This is a genomic window from Parabacteroides sp. (genome assembly GCF_977054455.1).
The window spans coordinates 94,078-116,590 of record NZ_CDRTCT010000016.1; the positions used below are offsets into that span (position 1 = coordinate 94,078).

Annotated in this window: 19 protein-coding genes; 15 read left to right on the forward strand and 4 right to left on the reverse strand. The window is 41.3% G+C overall.

Annotated features, from left to right (window positions below):
- The first annotated feature begins 25 nt into the window (after window positions 1–25).
- From ACW6QF_RS09820 to ACW6QF_RS09880, 13 genes are all read left to right on the forward strand, one after another.
- Window positions 26–478: a YhcH/YjgK/YiaL family protein gene (locus ACW6QF_RS09820; protein ID WP_298552557.1), complete on the forward strand. Its 453-nt coding sequence runs from the start codon at window positions 26–28 to the stop codon at window positions 476–478.
- A gap of 328 nt (window positions 479–806) precedes the next feature.
- Window positions 807–1,169, forward strand: coding sequence for a response regulator (locus tag ACW6QF_RS09825; RefSeq protein WP_298552555.1), 363 nt, complete (start codon window positions 807–809; stop codon window positions 1,167–1,169).
- Window positions 1,170–1,174: 5 nt separating this feature from the next.
- Window positions 1,175–2,341, forward strand: coding sequence for a sugar transferase (locus tag ACW6QF_RS09830; protein ID WP_456087668.1), 1,167 nt, complete (start codon window positions 1,175–1,177; stop codon window positions 2,339–2,341).
- A gap of 18 nt (window positions 2,342–2,359) precedes the next feature.
- Entirely contained in the window at window positions 2,360–3,154 is a 795-nt protein-coding gene (locus ACW6QF_RS09835; RefSeq protein ID WP_456087669.1) for a TolC family protein, read from the forward strand.
- Between the two features lie 50 nt (window positions 3,155–3,204).
- Window positions 3,205–5,313 carry a GumC family protein gene (locus tag ACW6QF_RS09840; protein ID WP_456087670.1) on the forward strand — a complete coding sequence of 703 codons (2,109 nt, stop codon included), beginning with the start codon at window positions 3,205–3,207 and terminating at the stop codon, window positions 5,311–5,313.
- 2 nt (window positions 5,314–5,315) lie between these two features.
- On the forward strand, window positions 5,316–6,776 hold the full coding sequence (locus tag ACW6QF_RS09845) for an O-antigen ligase family protein (RefSeq protein ID WP_456087671.1): 1,461 nt from the start codon (window positions 5,316–5,318) through the stop codon (window positions 6,774–6,776).
- Window position 6,777: 1 nt separating this feature from the next.
- Window positions 6,778–8,007 carry a glycosyltransferase gene (locus ACW6QF_RS09850; RefSeq protein ID WP_298552542.1) on the forward strand — a complete coding sequence of 410 codons (1,230 nt, stop codon included), beginning with the start codon at window positions 6,778–6,780 and terminating at the stop codon, window positions 8,005–8,007.
- 17 nt (window positions 8,008–8,024) lie between these two features.
- A complete protein-coding gene (locus tag ACW6QF_RS09855) occupies window positions 8,025–9,149 on the forward strand; it encodes a glycosyltransferase family 4 protein (RefSeq protein ID WP_456087672.1) in 1,125 nt (374 codons plus the stop codon).
- Window positions 9,150–9,156: 7 nt separating this feature from the next.
- The gene (locus ACW6QF_RS09860) at window positions 9,157–10,356 is read left to right on the forward strand and encodes a glycosyltransferase (protein WP_456087673.1); all 1,200 of its coding nucleotides are present in this window, start codon (window positions 9,157–9,159) and stop codon (window positions 10,354–10,356) included.
- A gap of 1 nt (window position 10,357) precedes the next feature.
- Window positions 10,358–11,245 (forward strand): glycosyltransferase family 2 protein, encoded by an 888-nt coding sequence (locus ACW6QF_RS09865; protein ID WP_456087674.1) that lies wholly within the window; start codon window positions 10,358–10,360, stop codon window positions 11,243–11,245.
- Entirely contained in the window at window positions 11,238–12,776 is a 1,539-nt protein-coding gene (locus ACW6QF_RS09870) for a lipopolysaccharide biosynthesis protein (RefSeq protein ID WP_456087675.1), read from the forward strand. The genes ACW6QF_RS09865 and ACW6QF_RS09870 overlap by 8 nt, the downstream gene beginning before the upstream one ends.
- Window positions 12,777–12,799: 23 nt before the next feature.
- Entirely contained in the window at window positions 12,800–13,594 is a 795-nt protein-coding gene (locus ACW6QF_RS09875) for a class I SAM-dependent methyltransferase (RefSeq protein WP_456087676.1), read from the forward strand.
- 344 nt (window positions 13,595–13,938) lie between these two features.
- Window positions 13,939–15,480 carry an AAA family ATPase gene (locus ACW6QF_RS09880; RefSeq protein ID WP_456087677.1) on the forward strand — a complete coding sequence of 514 codons (1,542 nt, stop codon included), beginning with the start codon at window positions 13,939–13,941 and terminating at the stop codon, window positions 15,478–15,480.
- 9 nt (window positions 15,481–15,489) lie between these two features.
- Here the strand turns inward: ACW6QF_RS09880 and ACW6QF_RS09885 are convergent, their stop codons facing one another.
- Window positions 15,490–16,368, reverse strand: a complete 879-nt coding sequence (locus ACW6QF_RS09885; protein ID WP_456087678.1) for a glycosyltransferase family A protein — start codon at window positions 16,366–16,368, stop codon at window positions 15,490–15,492.
- A gap of 27 nt (window positions 16,369–16,395) precedes the next feature.
- Window positions 16,396–17,454: a glycosyltransferase family 2 protein gene (locus ACW6QF_RS09890; RefSeq protein WP_456087679.1), complete on the reverse strand. Its 1,059-nt coding sequence runs from the start codon at window positions 17,452–17,454 to the stop codon at window positions 16,396–16,398.
- A 101-nt stretch (window positions 17,455–17,555) separates the two neighbouring features.
- Here ACW6QF_RS09890 and ACW6QF_RS09895 point away from each other — a divergent pair, with 101 nt between their 5' ends.
- Window positions 17,556–18,851: a CDP-glycerol glycerophosphotransferase family protein gene (locus ACW6QF_RS09895; protein ID WP_456087680.1), complete on the forward strand. Its 1,296-nt coding sequence runs from the start codon at window positions 17,556–17,558 to the stop codon at window positions 18,849–18,851.
- Here ACW6QF_RS09895 and ACW6QF_RS09900 read toward each other — a convergent pair whose 3' ends face one another.
- Window positions 18,852–20,021: a glycosyltransferase gene (locus ACW6QF_RS09900; RefSeq protein ID WP_456087681.1), complete on the reverse strand. Its 1,170-nt coding sequence runs from the start codon at window positions 20,019–20,021 to the stop codon at window positions 18,852–18,854.
- A gap of 10 nt (window positions 20,022–20,031) precedes the next feature.
- Window positions 20,032–20,970, reverse strand: a complete 939-nt coding sequence (locus ACW6QF_RS09905) for a UDP-glucuronic acid decarboxylase family protein (RefSeq protein ID WP_456087682.1) — start codon at window positions 20,968–20,970, stop codon at window positions 20,032–20,034.
- 277 nt (window positions 20,971–21,247) lie between these two features.
- On the opposite strand from ACW6QF_RS09905, the gene ACW6QF_RS09910 reads away from it, so the two are divergent.
- Window positions 21,248–22,453: a glycosyltransferase family 2 protein gene (locus ACW6QF_RS09910; protein ID WP_456087683.1), complete on the forward strand. Its 1,206-nt coding sequence runs from the start codon at window positions 21,248–21,250 to the stop codon at window positions 22,451–22,453.
- Window positions 22,454–22,513: the final 60 nt, after the last annotated feature.

Here is a 22,513-nt window from a genome sequence, read left to right on the forward strand (position 1 = left end):
ATGAACGAATTAAAAAATAAGACGTATGATACTTGATTCATTGAACAACACTGAAAAAATCGAATGCCTGCATCCTTTATTTAAAAAAGCATTCGACTACTTGAAATCGACGGACTTCTCTAAAATGGAAGACGGTAAGTATGAACTGGAAGGTTCCCGTTTATATGTAAACGTTGCCAGTATCTTCGGTAAGGAAAAGAAAGATGCCGCTATCGAAACACACAAAAAATACATCGATATCCAGATGCCTTTGTTGGGTGTCGAAAAGATCGGTTGGAAACCGGGATGTGAATTGCAGGAAGAATCCTCTCCCTACAACGAACAGAAAGACATTACTTTTTATATAGACCGTCCGACAGCTTACACGAAAATTTATCCGGGACAATTCGCAATCTATTTTCCGGAAGACGGACATGCTCCCGGTATCGGGCAAGGAAATATTCGCAAAGTGATCGTAAAAGTACAAGTAGAAGAATAAATAACGGAGAGGCTGTCAAAACTCCATTCTGTTCTGGCAGGCTTGACCTGCCAGACATACATTGAAAGAAAATTCGAATAACATGGTATAAAACACACTTCTTTTGAAATTTATGTTCCAAATTTTCTTTGAAAATCAAAAGTTTTCTTTAATTTTGTGTCGAGATTTATGCAATAAGGAGTAATCATCCCAATGAAATCAAACGTTCTAACCCTATCCTAAGAATCAGATTAGGCTGGGGTTATGTGTTTTTATGACGGTGGTTCCAAGATTGCAAAATCAAATAGAAGATTATAATTGACGCAGGGTACACACTAAAAAGCCAAAAATGAAATTAATTCTAATTGTTGATGATAAACCGGAAATAGCAAAAATCGTTATGATCTACTTATCCAGTTCCTATCAGGTGGTTTACAAGGAAAATCCTGTAAAAGCCATATCATGGATGGATGAAGGTAATATTCCGGACGGCATAATCTCTGATTTGAATATGCCTGAAATGAGTGGGGAAGAATTTGTTCGTTATTTGAAAGGAAATGATCTTTTTAATCATATCCCTATTTTAGTATTATCGAGCGAAGAAAGCAGCGCTAAAAGAATACAGCTGTTAGAAGATGGGGCTGAAGATTTTATCGTAAAACCCTTTAACCCCGAAGAATTGAGGATTAGGGTAAAAAGACTTGTAAAATAACAGATATGGAATATATCTTTTTTGGTAATCACACCTCTCTGCCCGGCAGGTTGGAGAGAGCCTTGAATCAAACAGTTGTAGAATGTCCGACGCTCACGGAATTTTGCCAGGCAATGGTACATGTTAACACTGTCAACTGTTGTGTCTTTTTGGAAAGGGATAACATTAAGGCAGATTTGGACACGATTCGGAAATTACGCCAACTTTATATGTTCGCATATATCATTTTATTCAGTGGTCCTTTAGATAAAGAAGATAAAATTGCATATATCAAAGCAGGTGTCAACTGCGTAATCACAGAAAACATAACAAAAGAGGAATTGCTGCGTTTACTTGCGATTGCCGAAGACTTCCTAAACAAAAAAGCGATCTGCGAGAAGAAGGACGAAAAAGCGGACAGATTATACTCTTTCCGGTTGCCTTTTTGGAAACGGGCTTTTGATATCGTCTCATCTTTAGGAGCCATACTTTGTTTATCTCCTGTTTTCATTATCACCGCTATCGCTATAGAGTTGGAAAGCCAAGGTCCTGTCATCTATAGGTCCAAACGGGTAGGAAGCAACTATAAAATATTCGATTTTTACAAGTTCAGATCCATGTATCCCGATGCTGATAAAAGGCTGGCTGAATATAAAGCTCAAAATCAGTATAACGTAGAGATAGAAGGGCTAACCCCTTCTACCTCTGCGGCACTGCAGCAGACTCCATTAGCAAATGATCGATTGACAGGCGCTCTTCTATATTCCGATAACTTTAGCACGACAGAGCATGATTATCTAAAAAATAAATCGACGGAACGCGCCAATACTTTCTTTAAAATGGAAAACGACCCGCGTGTCACCCGTATAGGCCGGATTCTGAGGAAATACAGTATCGATGAACTTCCGCAATTATTCAATATCTTAAAAGGAGACATGTCTGTCGTTGGCAACCGGCCTCTACCCATTTACGAGGCGGAACAATTGACTTCGGACAATTACATAGAACGCTTCATGGCTCCTTCCGGGCTGACCGGCCTCTGGCAAGTGGAAAAGAGAGGGAACGGAGGCAACTTATCTCCCGAAGAACGTAAACAACTGGACATTAAATATGCCCGGACTTTTTCTTTCAGTTTGGATATGAAAATCATCTTCCGCACTTTTACGGCTTTCATCCAAGACGAAAATGTCTAAATCCCGAGGAGGAACAACATGAAAACAACACTTATATTATTATTGATATTCAGCACCATACATTGTGTAGCACAAAAACGTAAAAGCTATACGGACAATGCCACAGTGGTAGAAGTCGGCGCCAAGTCCGAATCCGACTCCATACAGGCTATGTTGGATGACTACGAACGCGTTCAATTGCCTCCCCTTTCAGTGTTTCTTCAATCCGTTTATGAGCATCCTTCGGTCAAAATATACGAAGCGAAACGGGACGAGGCTAATGCGGAAAGAACAATTACCCAACGGGAATGGCTTAGCTACCTAAGGTTACAAGGCACATATCAATACGGGCGAAATAATCTCTATTCTACTTCCTCTACAGATGGGGATCCCATAATCAGTAATGTAGGAAACAACCAGAATTTATATAATGCAGGGGTATCCGTCAGTATCCCGATCGGCGACTTAGTGAGTAGAAAACAAAAAAACAAAGTAAAGAAAGCACGATATGCTCAACTGCAATCTCAATATGAAATGTCGATAGAAGAACGAAAATTGATGATTTTACAAGCATATAATAATGTACTCCAGCAATTGGCAACGCTAAAAGCCAAATCTGATGCAGCCGCATTATATAATGCGCAAATGAAAATATCCGAACAGGATTTCATTAACGGGAAAATAGATATTACCTCTCTCTCTCTTGAAAGAGGACGCCGTTCAAGTGCAGTCATTACCTACCAAGAAGGCCGTGCCGCCTTGCATAATGCCGTCACATTATTGGAAATGCTTACGAATGTGAAGATTATCAACAGAAGCAGCCAGGAAGAATAATGAATATCACATTATACATAATACGTTTTCTTTACCGGATTCGATATCAAATGATATTTGGCACTGCTATTGTTACGGGATTAGTTATCTATTTTTCACGTTTCATACCTAAAACATATACTGTAAAAGCAACAATTTATACAGGCATTGTCTCCGACACCGGTCTGAATAGTGATCAACCGACCAACTGGAAATCTGTAGAAAATATGTTTGATAACCTTGTCAAATTGACTCAGGAAAAAGGTATACAGAAAAATATCGCAATCAAATTACTCGCTATAAATCTCGTCCACGGCGATCTCGATCAAGACAACGTTTATATAAGAGCCAAGAATTACCAAAATCTAATCAAAATCATACCGGAAGATTTATTACAGCTGGTTGACAAAAACTCGGAAGAAAAAACAATCGATAACTTCATGAAATACATGAAAAACGATCCGGAAAATTTTCTGTACGGATTACTGAACGGCGACGGACCGTTTTATAGCTATAAGAAACTATCTTCTCTTAACGCAAAAAGGTTGGGGAACAGCGATCTTATAGAGATTTCTTACCAAACTACGGATCCTGGTATCACTTTAAACACAATCAAACTCATATATGACGAATTGCGTACCGCCTATGAAGACATACGCTATAAAACGACCAATGATATCGTTGCCTATTACGAAAAAGAACTCAAAAGACAACAGACAAAACTATCAAGTCTGGAAGACAAATTAGTTAACTATAGTGTAGAAAACAGCATCATCAACTACTCGGAACAGACAAAATCTATCGCCAGTTCATATTCCGATTTTGAAAATCGATACGAAGCAACCCGGAGAGCTTACGAAAGTGCGGACAAAGTCATTCAGGAAATGGAACAATATATGAATATTCGAAGTAAACTGGTAAAAACCAATGACGATTTTATCCAAGTTCTGAATGAGATCTCTACTATCAACGGAAAAATTACCGAAATCGAAACATTCAGTTCGGAAGAGATGCAGGCTAAAAATACGAAACTTAAAGAATATAAAGAACAATTAAAGAATGCCGAACAGAAAATCGCCTCTTTGACAATGCTAATAAACAGCTACAAAGAAAGCAAAGAAGGAATTGCAATCAACGGACTTGTAGACGAATGGCTCAGGCAAACGATAGTGAAGACAAAAGCGAAAGCAGAATTGGATGTTTTGGATCAAAGAAGAGAGGTTTACAATGAACAATATAAGATTTATTCTCCTATCGGAACACAGATAGACAGGCAACAACGCGAAATTAAAGTATTGGAACAATCCTATTTGCAAATGTTACATGCACTGAATATGGCTAAAATGAAACAAAAAGACATACAGCTCACATCTGCAACATTGAGATTGATTTCCGAACCGACATTTCCCATACTTAGTGACAAAAGCAAGCGTTTGTTACTGGTTTTGGCATCTTTCTTTGGCAGTATACTTTTTATTATCGGATTCAATTTGTTGATAGAACTACTGGACCGTACTCTACGGGATGCCGACCGCGCTAAACGGCTTACCGGACTTCCGGTTCTGGCTGCATTTACCGGGCATATCAATCTGAAATATAGGGGATTTACGAAGGCTTCTAACAGAGTTGTCGCCGCCTATTGTTGTAACCAATTAAATGTATTCCTGCAACTTGGCCATACTTCAATCATCAATTTAATTAGTTTTGGAGAGCAAGAGGGAAAAAGTTTTATTGCATCCTATTTACAGGAATATTGGGAAGACTTAGGGTACAGTGTCAAAATCATATCCTACGGCAAAGACTATAATTCGCAATCGATGGTGTATGCTCAGGCAAATAGCATTCATAGTATTTACGAGCCACCATACGGACAAGAAAGTCCTGATATCCTGATAGTCAAATATCCTCCGTTAAGGGATTACCCTATCTCCACTGCATTATTACAGGAAGCACAGGTCAATCTGTTAGTTGCAGATGCTTGCCGGGTATGGACAACCAGCGATACACAGCTTTTGGAGCATTTCAAGAAACAGATAAAAGATAAACCTCTTTATTTACTCTTGAATCGTACAGAACGAGAATTTGTAGAAGACTTTACCGGTCAGCTTCCACCCTATTCAGGATTGAAAAATTGGATATTCCGGTTAAATCAATTTGGTATCACAGCCAATAAGGCATAAAAATGGAAGGGATAAAAGGAAATACTAATTTTTTCAGCCCCTATTCATTAGTGATAATAGGGCTTATCCTGTTAGCCTATGCGTTGTTAAAGCAAATATGGCTGATGGCGGCAGGTGTTGTAATTTTGCCTTTTTTTACTTTTTATATTGTTACTGTACTGAACAAGCCCTATTGGGGATTCATGACCTTATTTACGCTGAATTATTTTTTTATCGGAATACTGCGTTATGTAAATATCCAAAACAGCAGTGTAATAATGGATATCTTTCTCGTCTTTCTATTAGTCAGTACATTTCTTTATGCTTTATGCGGAGGTAAAATGCCCTGGCAAAGAGCTAACAATAAACTGCTGTATATATCACTCGTATGGATGATCTATGTTTTTTTTGAGTTGTTCAATCCGTCGGCTGTTACTGAAGCTTGGATATTCACTCGTGGTTCTTTTTACAATTTCACACTATTAGTGTTATTAACCTCTCTGCTATTAAACAAAGTCGAAGATATCAAAAAAATATTATTCCTGCTGTCCATATTTACTCTGATTTCAGTAGGTAAAGCACTGATGCAGCGTTATATAGGGTTTGATTCAGGAGAAACCGATTGGTTGATAAGAAGTACAAGTTATAGAACTCATCTTCTGCGAACCGGAACCCGCTACTTTTCCATATTCTCAGATGCCGGAAATTTCGGTTCGAATATGGGAATGGCTACTGCCATTTATATGATTTTATCCTTCTATGTCTCAAATAAAAAACTCCGATATTACTATAGGTTCGTGTCTTTGCTTGCAGCTTATGCATTAATGATGTCCGGTACACGCGGCGCTATGATTGTCCCTCTCGGAGGATTAGCGATGTTTATCCTTCTCAATAAAAACATCCGCTATATTGTAGGAGGAGCTATCTGTTTGCTTTTTATTTATATTTTTTTCGCTCAAACACATATTTTAGAGTCAAACCGGCAAATAAGCCGTATGCGCACGGCTTTTCATCCGGAAAAAGATGCTTCTTACCTGGTCAGGAAAGCGAATCAGAAACGACTTGCCGAATATATGGTTCATAAACCGTTCGGAGAAGGCGTCGGCTTGGCAGGTGGAGAAGGAAGGCGTTTTTCTCGTCGTTTTACAACCGAAATACCAACAGACTCGCACTATGTCAGTATTTGGGTACAGTTTGGAGTTGTCGGATTATGCCTGCATATCGCCATTTTATTGTTTGTCATTGCATACAGTGCTTATCTGATCATGTTCCGCATACGAAACAGGGAATTGAAAGGCATGCTGATAGCCATGAATTGCGGTCTATGGGGCATCATGCTTAGTGCATACGGCAATAATTTTTTCTGGCAGTACCCGACAGGATATATCGTGTATATATTTCAGACTTTTCTTGTTTTAGGGAAATCGTATGATAATGAATTAACAGAACAAACAAAGTTAGAACCCAATATAAATACATTATAAGATGGATTTTGAATATGAAATAAACAAATGGTGGGTCTCCAACGGAGACAAACTGATAGAATATGCAGATGCAATCATATTCCTTTTGTTTCTGATAGCTGTATTGTATATTTTTATTTTTTCATTGGCTTCTTTGAAAAAGACGAGAAACAAATATCCTCCCGCCCGGAAAAAGCACCGCTTTGTCGTTCTTTTTCCTGCTTACCAGGAAGATGCCGTCATTGTTAATTCTGTATGTTCATTTCTGGAACAGGATTACCCGTCCTATTTGTATGAGGTTATCGTGATAGCAGACAAGATGCAGGAAAGAACAGTTCAGACCCTGAAAGCATTACCATCCATCACGGTATTGGAAGCAAATTATGCTCAGAGTACCAAAACAAATGCACTCCGCCTTGCCATGGATTACCTGAGTACGAAAACTGAAAAATGCGATATGGTTGTAATCATGGATGCGGACAATATCGTGAACACGTCTTTTCTGAATAAACTGAATGATGCCTATTATTCCGGATGCCTTGCCATCCAAACACACCGGGTTGCCAAAAACAGGAATACCAATACGGCCGTTCTGGACGCGGTCAGCGAAGAGATCAATAATTCCATTTTCCGTTCCGGACATACCCGTCTGGGGTTCTCTTCCGCATTGATAGGCTCCGGTATGGCTTTTGATTATGATTGGCTTAGACAGTATATTTACAAAGCCGCTCATGTCGGAGTAGATAAGCAACTCGAAAGCATGTTGCTTTCACAAAATATTTATATCGAATTTCTGGAAGACGTTTATACTTACGATGAAAAAATCGAAAAGAAGGGGCAGTTTTACGAACAACGCCGCAGATGGATCGCTACACAATTCACGAATCTGTTTTCCGGCCTGTGGAAACTACCCGGAGCATTTTTTTCGGGAAACTGGGATTATTGTGACAAACTCTTACAATGGATGATGCCTCCACGGGTGATTTTATTCGGTTTTCTGGTGATACTTTCGTTTGTAACCACTTGGTATGACTGGACTTTATCCCTTAAATGGTGGGGAATCACCTTCATACTGATCGTCTCGTTTTTCATGGCGATCCCGGATTATCTGGTAGACCATCGTTTCCGGAAAGCCATTATCAGCCTGCCGCTTTTATTCCTTTTGATGTTCTTCAATCTTTTCCGTTTGAGAGGAGCAAGCAAAGAATTTATTCACACGGTACATAGTGACCATTCATCCGATAAGAATTAATATAAAACCCCGACAAAATGAAAATCGCGATAGAAGCCCAACGCATTTTCCGCCCGAATAAGCACGGAATGGATTTCGTAGTCCTTGAAACCGTACGCGAACTACAGAAGATCGATAAGGAAAACGAATATTTCATTTTTGTAAGTCCGGGAACAGATCACTGTCTGGAAGAAACGGATAATGTACATATCATCGAAGTGAAATGTCCCAGCTATCCCCTTTGGGAACAATGGGCATTGCCACGTGCGATAAATAAACTCAAACCGGATTTGCTTCATTGCACAAGCAATACGGCACCTTTATACATTCAGGTTCCTTTCATCCTGACTCTTCATGACATCATTTTTTTGGAGAATAGACAAAGCAGCAGCAAATCTCTATATCAAAATATGGGATGGCATTACAGACGTCTGGTTGTACCTCGTATTTTGCCTAAATGCCGAAAAATAATCACCGTATCTCACTTTGAATGCAACCGGATACGGGAAACGCTTCATTTGCCGGAAAACAAGATCATGGCCATCTATAATGGTTTTAGCAATCATTTCCAGCCGTTGAATGACATAAAGGAAGTCATACGAAAATATATACCGTCAACCGGCTATCTGTTCTTCTTAGGGAATACGGACCCCAAGAAAAATACCCCCCGCACATTGAAAGCCTATCATTTGTATCTGCAACAATCCAAAGAGAAACGCCCCCTGTTGGTTGCAGACCTGAAACCGGAATATGTAGATGAGATTTTAAAAGAAACAGGTTTGGAGGATATCCGTCCTTACCTCCATTTGCCGGGTTACATACCCAACACCGATTTGCCATTCATATACAATGGGGCTTTTGCTTTCCTCTATACATCCTTGCGGGAAAGTTTCGGCATCCCTTTGCTGGAAGCTATGGCTTGCGGCATCCCGGTAATAACCTCCAACACGTCATCCATGCCGGAAGTCGGAGGAGAAGGTGCTATTCTGACGGACCCGACAGACGAACGGTCGATAGCAGATCAACTTCTTTTGTTGGAACGGGATAAAGAATATTATCAAAAACAATCAGCTTACGGGCTCGGACGCGCCAAATGTTTTTCATGGGAACAGACAGCCCGTGAACTCTTAAAACTATATCAATCGACTGTCGAATCTAAATAATATCACCATGCAGAATCGCGACTTTATTATTACCAGCTTACAACCCTGGGATATCGAAATAGGCAGTACTATCAAAAACACGGCTTTGGAGATTTCCAAAACGAATCGTGTCTTATATATAAATACCCCGATGGATTATTCCACACGTCTTCGAGGAAATAAGAACGCAGCTTGGAAACGCAGGATGGACGTAATCAAGAAACGGGTATCCCCCATCCGCCAGATCAATGAAAGGATGTGGGTGGCAGATTGTCCTTTCTGTGTATTTCCGGTAGGCGGACTGCCTACGGCCCGTCTGTTCGACACCGTAAACAGGATAAACAACAAAATGATCGCGGATTATATTTGCAACGTGGCTTCCCAATTCGGATTCACAGACTGTGTACACCTGATCGATACCGACATCTATAGAAGCCAGTATCTAAAAGAATACATCAAACCGGCCCTTTCTATTTATTATTGCAGAGATTTCGTCATCGGGCAACCGTACTGGAAAAAAAACGGAGCACGGCTCGAAGCCATGTTAGCGACAAAATCGGACATTGTTTTAACCAATTCCACACAGTTTGCCATACGCTTCAAGAAATATAACCTTAACACCTTCCTGATCGAGACCGGTGTTAATTTGGAGCTATATGATGCCCGAAAAAAATGGGAGGTTCCCGACGACCTGAAACATATACCTTCTCCGATAATCGGATATGTGGGTAGTGTAATAGCACTACGTTTGGATTGCGATTTACTAATGGATGTGGCACAAAGCCGCCCCCAATACAATTTCGTATTCATTGGGCCGGAAGATGAAACATTCAGCCATCATCCTCTCCATCGGTTGCCGAATGTATATTTCTTAGGAAAAAAACGAGTAGAAACATTACCTGCCTATATTACCGGATGCGACGTCTGTATCAATCCGCAAATTATCAATGATATTACAGACGGGAATTATCCGTTAAAGGTAGATGAGTACTTGGCCATGGGAAAACCCATAGTGGCAACCAGTACCCATACGATGAGAGATATCTTTGCCGAATATGCCTTTCTGCCGGCAAATACCGAAGAATATCTTCAAGCCTTGGATGCCGCGCTGGAAGAATGCGGTGATAAATATAAAGAAGAACAACGCATTCGTTTCGCCCATACACACAGTTGGCAACATAGCGTCCAGAAAATATATAACATTATAGAACAGTTTCAAACCTTCTAATATGGTATCGATCATTACTATCAATTATAACGGATATAAAGATACATGCGACCTGATCAATAGCATCCGAAAGTATGAAACTTATCCGTATGAAATCATTGTCGTCGATAATTCTCCGACAAAAGAAGAAGCCTTGCGATTAGAAAACGATTATCCTGATGCAACTATTATTTCATCGGAACAAAATTCAGGATTTGCAGGAGGCAACAATTTAGGATATGAATATTCCGCAGGAGAATATATTTTATTTATCAACAATGATGTAGTCATAAACGGACCTTTCCTCGAAACATTGGTTAATCGCATGCAATCTTCACCAGCCATTGGGGCTGTCTCTCCGAAAATCAAATACGAGGATCACCCCAATATAATCCAGTATGCCGGTTATACACCGATGAATCCTATCCGAATAAGTAACCGGAAGATCGGTACAAAGCAAATAGACCATGGGCAATACGACCAAGCGATTCCAACTGCTTTTATTCATGGCGCCTGTGTTCTCACATCCCGCAAGGTATTGGAACATGCAGGACTAATGACCGAAATCTATTTTCTCTTTTATGAAGAATTAGATTGGAGTTTGCAACTTCAAAGAGCAGGATACCAAACCTGGTTTGAACCGGCAGTGTCCGTATTCCATAAAGAAAGTATGACAATCAAACGTGGCACACCGCTTCGTTTATATTATCTGACACGTAGTAGAATCATGTTTACAAGACGTAACTATAAAGCATTTGTTAAAGTGTTAGCATTATCTTATCTATTGTTTATCGTCATCCCTAAAAACATTTTATTTTACAGTATACATAATGAAAAGGAAATGCTTATCGCTTTCATTAAAGGTTCTTTCCATGGATTAAAAGATAATATAAAAGAGCCCCATGCCTGAATCCCGCTTACATAAGAGTTTTCTGAACGCGAAAGTGAATATTCTTTTCTATATAATCACCTTATTCGTCTCTTTTTTCTCCCGGAAAATATTCTTAGAGCAATTGGGAGCCGACTTCATAGGGTTGACGGGGACATTGCAGAACCTGTTAGGGTTCTTGAATCTGGCAAACTTGGGAATCGGCGCTTCAATGGGGTATATTCTTTACAAACCTTTATTCGAAAAGGACAAGGAAAAGTTACGGGAGATCATCTCCGTGTTAGGCTACCTGTATCGCTACGTCGGTTTATCCATTTTGATATCAGGCGGAATACTGGCTCTTTTCTTTCCGCTTATATTCAAAAATACGGAGATCGAACCGAGCGTTATCTATTTCGCTTATTTTTCTTTCTTAGCCTCTTCCTTGATCGGCTATTTTGTCAATTACCGCCAAGTTCTTTTAGGAGCGGACCAGCGTAATTATGTGGTTACAGCTTACTCGCAAACCACAAATCTGGTGAAAACGTTATTGCAGATGGCATTGATTTGCTATACAGGCAGCTATTATTTATGGATAGCGATCGATTTGATTTTCGGTATCTTGTATTCATTTATCTTGAACCGGAAGATCGATCAAGTCTATCCCTGGCTGAAATGCAGTATTGCCGTCGGTAAAGAAAAATATGCGGAGCATAAGATTATCATACGAAAATCCCGCCAATTATTCGTACACGTGTTGGCAGGCACAGGCCGTTCACAGTTGCTCCCATTTCTGATTTATTCATTTACGTCTCTGAAGTTAGTCGCTTATTATGGCAACTATATGTTGTTGATAACAAAGCTGAACTTACTGGTGAATAATTTTTTGGGAAGTACAGGAGCCGGAGTCGGCCATCTGATAGCCGAGGGTGACCAAAAGAGAATTCAGCAAGTATTTTGGGAACTCAATTCCTTGCGTTTTGTGATAGCCGGTTTTTTCACTTTCGCCCTTTATCACCTGATCGATCCGTTTGTCACCATTTGGTTAGGAGCAGATTATGTCTTGCCGCATTCTGTTCTGATTATTATCCTGGCTAATTTTTTTGTCAGCCAGTATAGGGGTACGGTCGATCAATTCATCAATGGCTATGGTTTGTATCATGATACCTGGGCTCCGATCGTGACACTGACCATAACAGTCGCCGTAGCCTTGGCAGGCGGTAGCATATGGGGACTTCCGGGCGTTTTATTGGGCGATATAGCCAGTTCGCTGACTATCGTTTGCGTATGGAAAGCCTATTTCCTGTATAAACAAGGTTTCAGAATACCAGTTTCCTTTTACTGGAAAAACATTGCGAAATATACGGCATTGCTTTTGTTATCCTGGTCGGCGACCGATGGAATATTATTCGTCTTTCCATTTTTTAATCCGACAAACGGATACGGAAGCTGGATTCTTTACGCTTTCTATTCATCGACACTATTCTTATCGATATTCATTCCATTGTTCTATATTTTTTCAGACGGAATGAGGTTTTTATCGAGACGGATCTGGAAAGCAGTCCAAAAATAGTAAACATTATATATCAAGGTGTAATGACAAGATTAAAAAACTTATATCAAAAAGTCCTCCGCGAATTGTGGCTGTTCAAGCACAGAGGACACGATTATTCTTGTCCGTTCTGCGGATATTCTTCGGACACAATGCTCCCCTTCGGGCAAGAATTGGCAGAGGAAGTAAAAAAGTATCACATCATTGGAGGGGGAAGACGAAACGTGCGCTGCCTGAAATGTGGTTCTCACGACAGGGAGAGGTTAATCTATATTTACTTGAGAGAGATTGCACACATATTCGATTCCGATAAGGAAACTCACCTCCTGCACATTGCCCCCGAACCCAGGTTATCACAAGCATTGCTGAAAGCCGGTATTGACTACGTGTGCGGTGATCTCTTTACAGAGGGATATACCTATCCTGAGTATGTACGAAACATGGATGTGCTACATCTCCCGTTTGAAGACAACACTTTCGACATTATTCTGTGCAACCACGTACTGGAGCACATCCCGGAAGATCGAAAAGCCATGCTAGAAATCTTCCGGACTCTAAAGCCCGGTGGCTTCTCCTTACTGCAAGTCCCGGTCAGTTATCTGTTGGAACATACGATAGAGGACTTTACGATCGAAGATCCTCATCAGCGGGAGATCACATTCGGACAGCAAGACCATTGCCGCCTCTATGGAAAAGATTACATAAACAGACTGCAAGAAAATGGCTTTGAAGTAGAAATAGTGAACATCTCAAAAGAATACGCACAGTTCTGTCTCAATCCAGAGGAAAATTTGTTCGTGTGCAAAAAGAGACTCCATCCAAGCGACTCTTTTGCTTAAAGCAAACTTATTGTACGGTTTCCCCAAATACCCATTGGTCTGGATCGAAACAGTAGCGCATGAAATTTGATTTTATACCCCATATATTTCAAATTTCATGCAAGGGTAATATTTTTTAAGAAACAAGATATTTGACAAAAAACTGAATATCAACAAAATATGAATATTTGCTTTTTGGGGAGGGGTTCTTGTATTTTTTATTATATAGAATAGGTTCAAATATTGGCAAAAGTGAACCATTTATGCAATGGAATATTTTGTTGTAGTTGGCCTGATAGAACTTGGGAGATTTGAAATTATGAATATTTTTTCGTTATCTTCGCAACAGAATAAAGCTGAATCGTATGAAATACCCTATCGGAATACAGAGTTTTGAGAGTCTTATCAAAGACGAATATGTTTATGTGGACAAAACCGACCTCATTTATCAGTTAGCCACCACTGGACGTTATTACTTCCTGAGCCGTCCACGTCGATTTGGAAAAAGTCTGTTGATTTCCACCTTAGAAGCCTATTTCAGAGGACAGCGGGAACTTTTCGAGGGACTTGCCATAGAGAAATTGGAAAAGGAATGGACGAAATATCCTATTCTGCATCTGGACTTGAACACAGGTAAATATGACGAAAAACACAACCTTGCCGATGTTCTGAACGACACTCTGTATTTTTGGGAGAATTTGTATGGAAGTTCCCTTAGCGAAGTAACCCCGGAACTGCGCTTCAAGGGCATTATCAGACGTGCAGCCGAAAAGGCCGGCCAGCGCGTGGTCATCCTTGTCGACGAATATGACAAGCCCATGCTCCAGGCACTCGGAAACGAGGAGTTGCAGGACGAATACCGCAATACGCTCAAAGCCTTCTATTCGGTGATGAAGACGCAGGACAAGTACATACGCTTCGGATTGCTGACAGGCGTAACAAAGTTCGGAAAAGTAAGCGTGTTCAGCGACCTGAACAATTTAAAGGACATTTCCATGGATGACAGGTTCCAGACGATATGCGGCATCACCCAGGAGGAGATTTTCGCCAACTTTGAAAAGCCGTTACAACGACTTGCCGCGGCAAACAGCACTTCCTATGAAGATGTATGCCTCCGCCTGAAAGACTGCTATGACGGATATCACTTCGTGGAAAACGGTACAGATATTTACAATCCGTTCAGCCTGCTATGCACGCTTGACAGTTTGAAATTCAAAAGCTATTGGTTCAATACAGGCACACCTTCCTTTCTTGTGAAGCTACTGAAGGACAGCAACTTCTGCCTGCCGAACCTTACCGATGAAGGAGTTACCGCAAAGACTCTTACGGACGTGGAGTCGTTCAAGGACAATCCCATTGCCGTGATCTATCAAAGCGGATACCTCACGATAAAAGGGTATGAGGAACGATTTGACACCTATCAGTTAGGATTTCCGAACAAAGAGGTAGCAGAAGGTTTCATCAATTATTTAGTACCTTATTATACACCTGTCAAAGATACAGAATCCACCTATTATGTGGTGAATTTTATCAACGATGTAGAGAAAGGGAACCCCGAACAATTCATGAAACGCCTTGCCACCATGTTTTCCGACACGGACTATAAAATTGTGGGCGATGCTGAACTCTACTTTCAGAACGCTTTCTTCATCGTGATGCGCATGTTGGGATTCTATACCAAAGTGGAGCGTCCCACGAGCGAAAGCCGCATGGATATGGTCATAGAAACAAAAGACTACGTCTATATCGTGGAGTTCAAATTGGACGGGACACCCGAAGAGGCCCTGAAACAGATTGAGGAAAAAGGATATGCCAAGCCATTCGCCATGGACAGCCGGAAACTGTATCGCATCGGGGTCAACTTCTCGTTGGAAAAAAGATGCATCGACAGGTGGATAATTGAATAGATTATAGAGCTAACGTCTGAACTTGGCTTTCAGCAAATCGGAAAATGTCTTATAAATATTCTCCCAACACTCATGGCAAAGCCATATAGACAAAGCTTTAAAATAACCTTGCCGACCAAAATATTTACGACATCGCACCACCCAAGAATAGCTATATATATACTTATCCTTACGCCCTATCCGGTGAAGAAAACGATTGAGTCGGCAAGCGACGGTCACACGTGCCAAGAGATTCCTCAGCACAGGAGCATATTGCAGAGAATCTTGTCTGACCGTAGCGCAATAAATAGAAGTGGAGCAAGCTGTCGCCTTACGAGCATAATAGTCCACATAAGCCGAAAACATCACATCGTTTGCCGCCGGTGTTTCATCAAAACAAATAGAATGCTCCTGCACTAACCTTGCAGAAACCATCTTTGCCCACGGCACGTCATTACGATATTTCAAAAAATCTACATCCATGCCTTCTCCTATTTTTTCATATACCCCGTAATACCCTTGGCGTGACGGAACAGGCTTCAGAGTATCACAATCGGCACTTTCAGCACGGAAAGTTACTAAATCATAATCCGTATCACAATAAGCATCCAATGCATCCAAAAAGTTCGGCAAAAAGAAATCATCTGTGTCTGCAAACAACAACCATTTACCCTTAGCTCGTTTCAATCCTTCATTACGGGCATAACCTGCGCCTCTGCCCTTTTGGGTGAAGACAATTTCAACATCACACCGCTCTTTTCCGGGGAAATGCGCAAAATCCACAACTTCGGGAGAACTGTTGTCATCAATTACTATAATTTGTATATCCTCTCGCTGAGGGATAGAGTCCAAACATCGCTGTAACAACTGCGGGATATTCTTGTGAGGTATAATAATTGAATATGACACTTTTACTAAGTTTTAAATATTTAATTTTTACGAATGTGGTGCATGTAAGAATGACGTTATATTCATCTTTATCAAAAAAATCATATAACAATCATATAAACCATAGAGACGGGCTTTCAATAATAATTTTCCTATTTTATCAAGCTTATAGACCGGATGGTAATAATCACACATCATCCTATAATTATTGCTTACAAGCAGACATAAATGAGAAACCCTTTTTTTACGGGAGACATTATGCCTTTGCCAATAATCAGTTTTTAACGACCAATCAAACCCCAACATCACAGAAGCATACAATCCCCTTTGTTCTTCTTTTTGCGGAAAAGTCCATTTTGCGGTTAACTTTGCCAACAAATCCTGATAGAAGCAAAATCCCGTATATACGGAATCAAAAGAATGAAGAGTCCGGCAACCGGAGGTGGAATATCTGACATAGATATAGTTTGACGTATTACTCAATACTAAATAATCACAATGCAACATATATTGATACATGAAGAAAAGATCTTCCAGCACTTTAATCCTTTCGTCAAAACAAAGTTCATATTTCTGAATTAACTTTACATCGTATAATTTCGATGCAATATACCCTTGTTCATACAATCGATAATTACAAATAGCCATACCAAAGTTTATCGATTCAACAAATGCATCCCCTGCCTTTTTCTTGGAAATTTCTTCTCCTTCAGGAGTCACTTGTACAAGACTCTGAATAATAAGTCCGCTTCCTCTATCCAAACGTAAATTTGCATATAAATCGGCTAAATAGCACGGAGAAATATAATCATCTGCATCCACAAATGCAAGATACTTCCCACGCATTTTCTTCAGCCCCAAATTCCTCGCAGCACTGACTCCCGCATTATTTTGATGAAAAAACCGTATCCTATTGTCCTTAGACGCATAATTATCACATATAGAAGCACTATCGTCAGAACTTCCATCATCTATCAGCAACAACTCAAAGTCAACGAATGACTGGCATAAAATACTTTTTATGCATCTGTCCAAATGCAGCCCGGCATTATATATCGGAACTATAACAGATATTTGAACATGAACTTCCATAAATATAATTTTCACAAAAATAGGAATTTAATTTTTCACATTCTGTTTTTCTTATATATTTCTTATTTAAACTGTATTCGGAATCATTTTTTTATGTAGTTTTGTCTAAAAATCTCATGAGCATATCTAATCTAATAAAAAAAATAAGAAAACGTATTTGGTTTAAATATAGAATTGCATGTATCAAGGCCTTCCTGCGCTTAAGTGTCGGATACATAATCCTGCACCTCTTTAAAAGAGAAATATTAAAGAAAAAGATATGGTTGGTAATGGAACGGGCTACGGAAGCTCGTGACAACGGTTTTTCTTTTTTTTGTTACATGAGAGACATGCATCCTGACATTGACACTTACTATGTCATAATAAAAAACTCGCCTGATGAAAAAAAATTAGACCGATTCAAAACCAATGTTATCCATTACAATACTTATAAGCATATTTTCTATTATTTAGCTGCCGAATGCAGTATCAGTACTCACGAACGAGGCGTCACATCCCCCTATTGTTTTCATGGGTACACCGGATATAGCTGTATCGAATCATTGAGCTGGTTTGTCCCGGCTAAACAAACCATCGTGTTCCTTCAACATGGCATTATTCAAAAGTACCTCAATCTGATTGATAAAGAGAAACAACCAAAACATCTTACGCCACATCTATTTATCACGACAGCACCACGTGAACGAGATTTTATCGAAACCATGGGGCATTGGCCTAAAAATACGGTCGTCAGTACAGGTTTAAGCCGTTTCGACTCTTTATTCAACAATATGGGAAAATGCAAAAAACAAATCTTAGTTATGCCAACGTGGCGGAAATGGTTGGCAGCGAACAATACTACAGCCGAAGCCACTAACATAGAGCAAAACAAATTTATGCTCAGTTCTTATTATAAAACATTCCAACACCTGCTGAATAGTGATGGTGTAGCAAATCTTTTGAATATCCATAATTATCAATTAATCTTTTATCTGCATTATGAATTACAAAGTTATATTAATGTCTTTTCATGTAACAATCCCAAAATCACGATTGCTGGCCGAAATAATTTTGACGTACAATCATTACTTATAGAAAGCTCCATTTTGATAACAGACTACTCAAGTGTCGCCTTTGATTTTGCATATATGAGAAAACCGCTTATCTACTATCAATTCGATCAGAAAGAATACAACGAAAAGTACCATCAAGGGGGATATTTCAAATATGACTCCGATGGATTCGGGCCTGTTGTGACCCAAGAAAAAGATTTAATTTTACAGATAGAAGACATTCTGAAAAACGGTGATATCAATAAAACATATTTAAAAAGAATAAACGAATTTCTGCCTCCGCTTGACAATCGGAATTCTGAACGGATTTATAACGCTATCTTACAGAAAACATCTGAAAAGAAGAATCGAGAAAGATAACTACGGCGTCCTTCCATGTTCCGTATGGATAAACCTCTTGTTAGCCCCCTTCAAGCGGAAAAGATTCAGGAACATGCTGAAAAATGTCTCCGGCAATTCCATGACGGCGACAAGTAGTTGCCTTGTATATAACCTCTTTGGGACAGCCAGCAACAAAGAAACTACCAGCAAGCAGAATAAGCCCCACCATTTCAGAGAGACCGGCCAGGAAATACATGTAATGACCAAAGCTATCGTAAACGTTTCACCCAACAGGAGCAAACGGGGAATGCTCATCTGCTGGAACAACTTATCACAAAAATTCCAATTCCTGCTCAACAAGGCATCCGGCACATCGCCAATGAACTCCTGCAGGTAATGAATTTGGGCCGACAGCCAACGCCTGCGTTGGCGGGCAAAGTCCCGGCGGTTCTGCACCTTCTCATCCAAAACAAAAGCATCCGGCAAATAATCGATGCGTTTACCGGCTTTAAACAACGTAAGTTCCAAGGCACGGTCGAAACCGCCGATCGCATGTATATCGGACAACACCTTCTTTATCAATTCGAAATCAAAGACCATACCCGAACCGATCAGGGCAGCCGACAACCCTACATTCACGTGCCCTTGCCGGAAAATACTGTTATTGATCTCTTCGCTTACGGCATCGAGGTAAGCAAGGCTCGTGTTCTTATTCTTGGCTGTCCGGTGCGTCTGGTAGCCGACGATGTCCCCGGTGAAAGGAACCGCATTGATTTGGCGAAGATAGCCGGGGCCTATGGTGTTATCCGCATCCAAGATCAAAGCAAGATCATAGCCCGTTAAGCGGCTCATCGCCAAATTCAGCGCTTTCGCCTTCGTACTGTTTTCGAAACGGACGATTTCCAGGGTAACAGGCAATGCGGCCAGCCTCCCGTTCGTTTCGGGATTCATCTGATCGGAAATGACGACGATATCATACAGGTCACGCGGATAATCCTGTTGCAGGCAGGACTCCACACATTCCATAATCACCCGGTCCTCCTTATAAGCAGGTATCAATACGGCAATCCGGCGGAAAGGCACACTTCCCCTCCCTCTTTCCTTCCGCCTTCTACGCAAAGAAGCCAGGCTGAAAACAAATAAATAAAGTATGTTGACGGAGAAACAGACAAACAATATGATCTCCAATACCTTCAGCAGCATTATCATATCCTTCCCTCTACAAACTTTGAAAATACCGGATAGTCCTTTTCAGTCCCTCTTCAAGTGGCACGGACGGGGTCCATCCGCCAAGTTTCTCCCTGGCAAGCGTGATGTCGGGCTTCCGCTGTTTCGGATCGTCGGACGGCAAAGGGCGGAAAACGATCTCCGAACGGGAACCCGTGAGGCGGATGATATGCTGCGCCAGCTCGAGCATCGTAAATTCTTTGGGATTACCGAGGTTGACAGGCCCCGTGAAACTATCCTCTGTTGCCATCATGCGGGCCATACCTTCCACCAGGTCATCCACATACTGGAAACTGCGGGTTTGCCGGCCATCGCCATAGACCGTGATATTCTCGTTCCGCAACGCCTGGACTATAAAATTAGAAACGACACGGCCGTCATTGACCGCCATATTCGGACCATAGGTGTTAAAGATACGGATGATCTTTATCTTCAGCTTTTTCTGCCGGTGGTAATCCATGAAAAGCGTTTCGGATGCTCTTTTCCCCTCGTCATAGCAACTGCGGACACCGACCGTATTCACATTTCCCCAGTAGCTCTCCGGCTGCGGATGGATAAACGGGTCGCCATACACTTCGCTCGTGGAAGCCTGAAGAATCCGGGCATCATGCGCCTCGGCCAATTCAAGCATGTTCATCGCGCCTAAGATAGAAGTCTTGATCGTCTTGATCGGATCATACTGGTAATGGATCGGAGAAGCCGGGCAGGCCAGGTTGTAGATCTCGTCAATAGCCGATGCCGTCTGATACGGGATTGTGACATCATGCTCGACCATCTGGAAATTAGGCTCTGCAAGCAGTTCTCGGACAATGCTTTCGGAACCTGTAAAATAGTTATCCAGACAGGTTACCCTGTTTCCTTCCTTCAACAGCCGCTTGCACAAATGAGATCCTATAAATCCTGCTCCGCCAGTCACCAATATCGATTTCATGTTTTACCCTTAGTATTTGTTTATTTAATTTAAAAGCCTAACAACGGGCAAATGTAATAATTTATTTTTTGACAATTCCAGAAGTATCTTGATTATTATAGCTTTTTTCCTACAGCCCTCTCATTTGCCCTCCCTCTTGTTTTCCTGAAACACCTCCGATCCGAGTAAGGAAAAGGAATCATAGATGAAAGAGCACGGCATTTTTCAAATATCAGCAAGGCATTTAGAGAGGAGGAAAGAAAAAATAATTACATTTGCGCAGTTTGTAATATAATTTATGCAAAACACCATGGAACACATATCTCCTCTTTTTGTCTTTTTATTCTGGTTCGGATTGTTCATTGTCTTCTATACTTATATAGGATATGGCATTTTGCTCTATGCCTTGGTCCGCATAAAAGAACTGTTCGGCAAGAAAGCGGCGCTTGTCCTGCCCGAACCATTGCCGGACGTCACGCTTTTCATCGCCGCCTACAATGAAGAAGACATTATCGGCAAAAAGATGGAAAACTGCCGGAGCCTCTCCTATCCGGCCGGCAAACTACATATCGTTTGGGTGACAGACGGATCGGACGACCATACGAATGAGAAGCTGGCAGAGTACAAAGACGCTACCGTCCTGTTCAGCCCCGAACGCCGGGGCAAAACGGCAGCCCTGAACCGGGGAATGCAATACGTCTCGACGCCCTATGTCGTTTTTACGGATGCCAACACGATGCTCAATGCGGATGCCATTAAAGAGATCGTCCGTTGTTTTTCGGACCCTGAAGTCGGCTGCGTGGCAGGTGAAAAAAGGGTCGATACCCAGTCCGCCCAGGGAGCGACAGCCGGGGAAGGCCTTTATTGGAAATACGAGTCTGCCTTGAAAGATTTGGACGACCGCCTTTATTCGGCTGTCGGTGCGGCAGGCGAACTGTTCGCCATCCGGAGCCGCCTGTTCGAACAAATGCCGCCGGACACCCTGTTAGACGACTTTATCCTTTCCCTCCGCATTGCCGCCCGAGGTTATAAGATAGCCTATTGCAAGAAAGCATACGCCACCGAAACTGCCTCCCTGAACATGAAAGAAGAAGAGAAACGGAAGATACGGATAGCAGCCGGCGGCCTGCAATCGGTCTGGCGCCTGAAAAGCTTGTTCAACATTTTCCGCTACGGCACGCTCAGTTTCCAGTATGTCAGCCATCGCGTGTTGCGTTGGACGCTTACACCGTTGATGCTTTTCCTGCTGCTGCCGGTTAACCTCGTCCTCGCCCTGTGGGGAAGCCCTTTCTATATAGGGACGCTCATCCTGCAACTCTTGTTTTACGCCGCCGCTTATGCAGGCTACCGGCTGGAGCGACGGAACCTAAGAAACAAACTGTTGTTCGTCCCTTACTATTTCATCTTCATGAACCTGAATGTAATCCGTGGGTTCTTCTACCTGAACCGGAACAAAGGGAACGGAGCCTGGAGCAAGGCTAAAAGAGGTCCGTCCACACTTTAATTAAAAATAGGACAGATAAAAACAATATTACATTATAAACAAATACGTTAGTTCTTGATG

What these genes read in the sequence shown, in the direction of transcription:
- ACW6QF_RS09820 (WP_298552557.1), top strand. Translation starts at nt 26, where the DNA reads ATGATACTTGATTCATTGAACAACACTGAAAAAATCGAATGCCTGCAT.
- ACW6QF_RS09825 (WP_298552555.1), top strand. Translation starts at nt 807, where the DNA reads ATGAAATTAATTCTAATTGTTGATGATAAACCGGAAATAGCAAAAATC.
- ACW6QF_RS09830 (WP_456087668.1), top strand. Translation starts at nt 1,175, where the DNA reads ATGGAATATATCTTTTTTGGTAATCACACCTCTCTGCCCGGCAGGTTG.
- ACW6QF_RS09835 (WP_456087669.1), top strand. Translation starts at nt 2,360, where the DNA reads ATGAAAACAACACTTATATTATTATTGATATTCAGCACCATACATTGT.
- ACW6QF_RS09840 (WP_456087670.1), top strand. Translation starts at nt 3,205, where the DNA reads ATGATATTTGGCACTGCTATTGTTACGGGATTAGTTATCTATTTTTCA.
- ACW6QF_RS09845 (WP_456087671.1), top strand. Translation starts at nt 5,316, where the DNA reads ATGGAAGGGATAAAAGGAAATACTAATTTTTTCAGCCCCTATTCATTA.
- ACW6QF_RS09850 (WP_298552542.1), top strand. Translation starts at nt 6,778, where the DNA reads ATGGATTTTGAATATGAAATAAACAAATGGTGGGTCTCCAACGGAGAC.
- ACW6QF_RS09855 (WP_456087672.1), top strand. Translation starts at nt 8,025, where the DNA reads ATGAAAATCGCGATAGAAGCCCAACGCATTTTCCGCCCGAATAAGCAC.
- ACW6QF_RS09860 (WP_456087673.1), top strand. Translation starts at nt 9,157, where the DNA reads ATGCAGAATCGCGACTTTATTATTACCAGCTTACAACCCTGGGATATC.
- ACW6QF_RS09865 (WP_456087674.1), top strand. Translation starts at nt 10,358, where the DNA reads ATGGTATCGATCATTACTATCAATTATAACGGATATAAAGATACATGC.
- ACW6QF_RS09870 (WP_456087675.1), top strand. Translation starts at nt 11,238, where the DNA reads ATGCCTGAATCCCGCTTACATAAGAGTTTTCTGAACGCGAAAGTGAAT.
- ACW6QF_RS09875 (WP_456087676.1), top strand. Translation starts at nt 12,800, where the DNA reads ATGACAAGATTAAAAAACTTATATCAAAAAGTCCTCCGCGAATTGTGG.
- ACW6QF_RS09880 (WP_456087677.1), top strand. Translation starts at nt 13,939, where the DNA reads ATGAAATACCCTATCGGAATACAGAGTTTTGAGAGTCTTATCAAAGAC.
- ACW6QF_RS09895 (WP_456087680.1), top strand. Translation starts at nt 17,556, where the DNA reads ATGAGCATATCTAATCTAATAAAAAAAATAAGAAAACGTATTTGGTTT.
- ACW6QF_RS09900 (WP_456087681.1), bottom strand. Translation starts at nt 20,021, where the DNA reads ATGATAATGCTGCTGAAGGTATTGGAGATCATATTGTTTGTCTGTTTC.
- ACW6QF_RS09905 (WP_456087682.1), bottom strand. Translation starts at nt 20,970, where the DNA reads ATGAAATCGATATTGGTGACTGGCGGAGCAGGATTTATAGGATCTCAT.
- ACW6QF_RS09910 (WP_456087683.1), top strand. Translation starts at nt 21,248, where the DNA reads ATGCAAAACACCATGGAACACATATCTCCTCTTTTTGTCTTTTTATTC.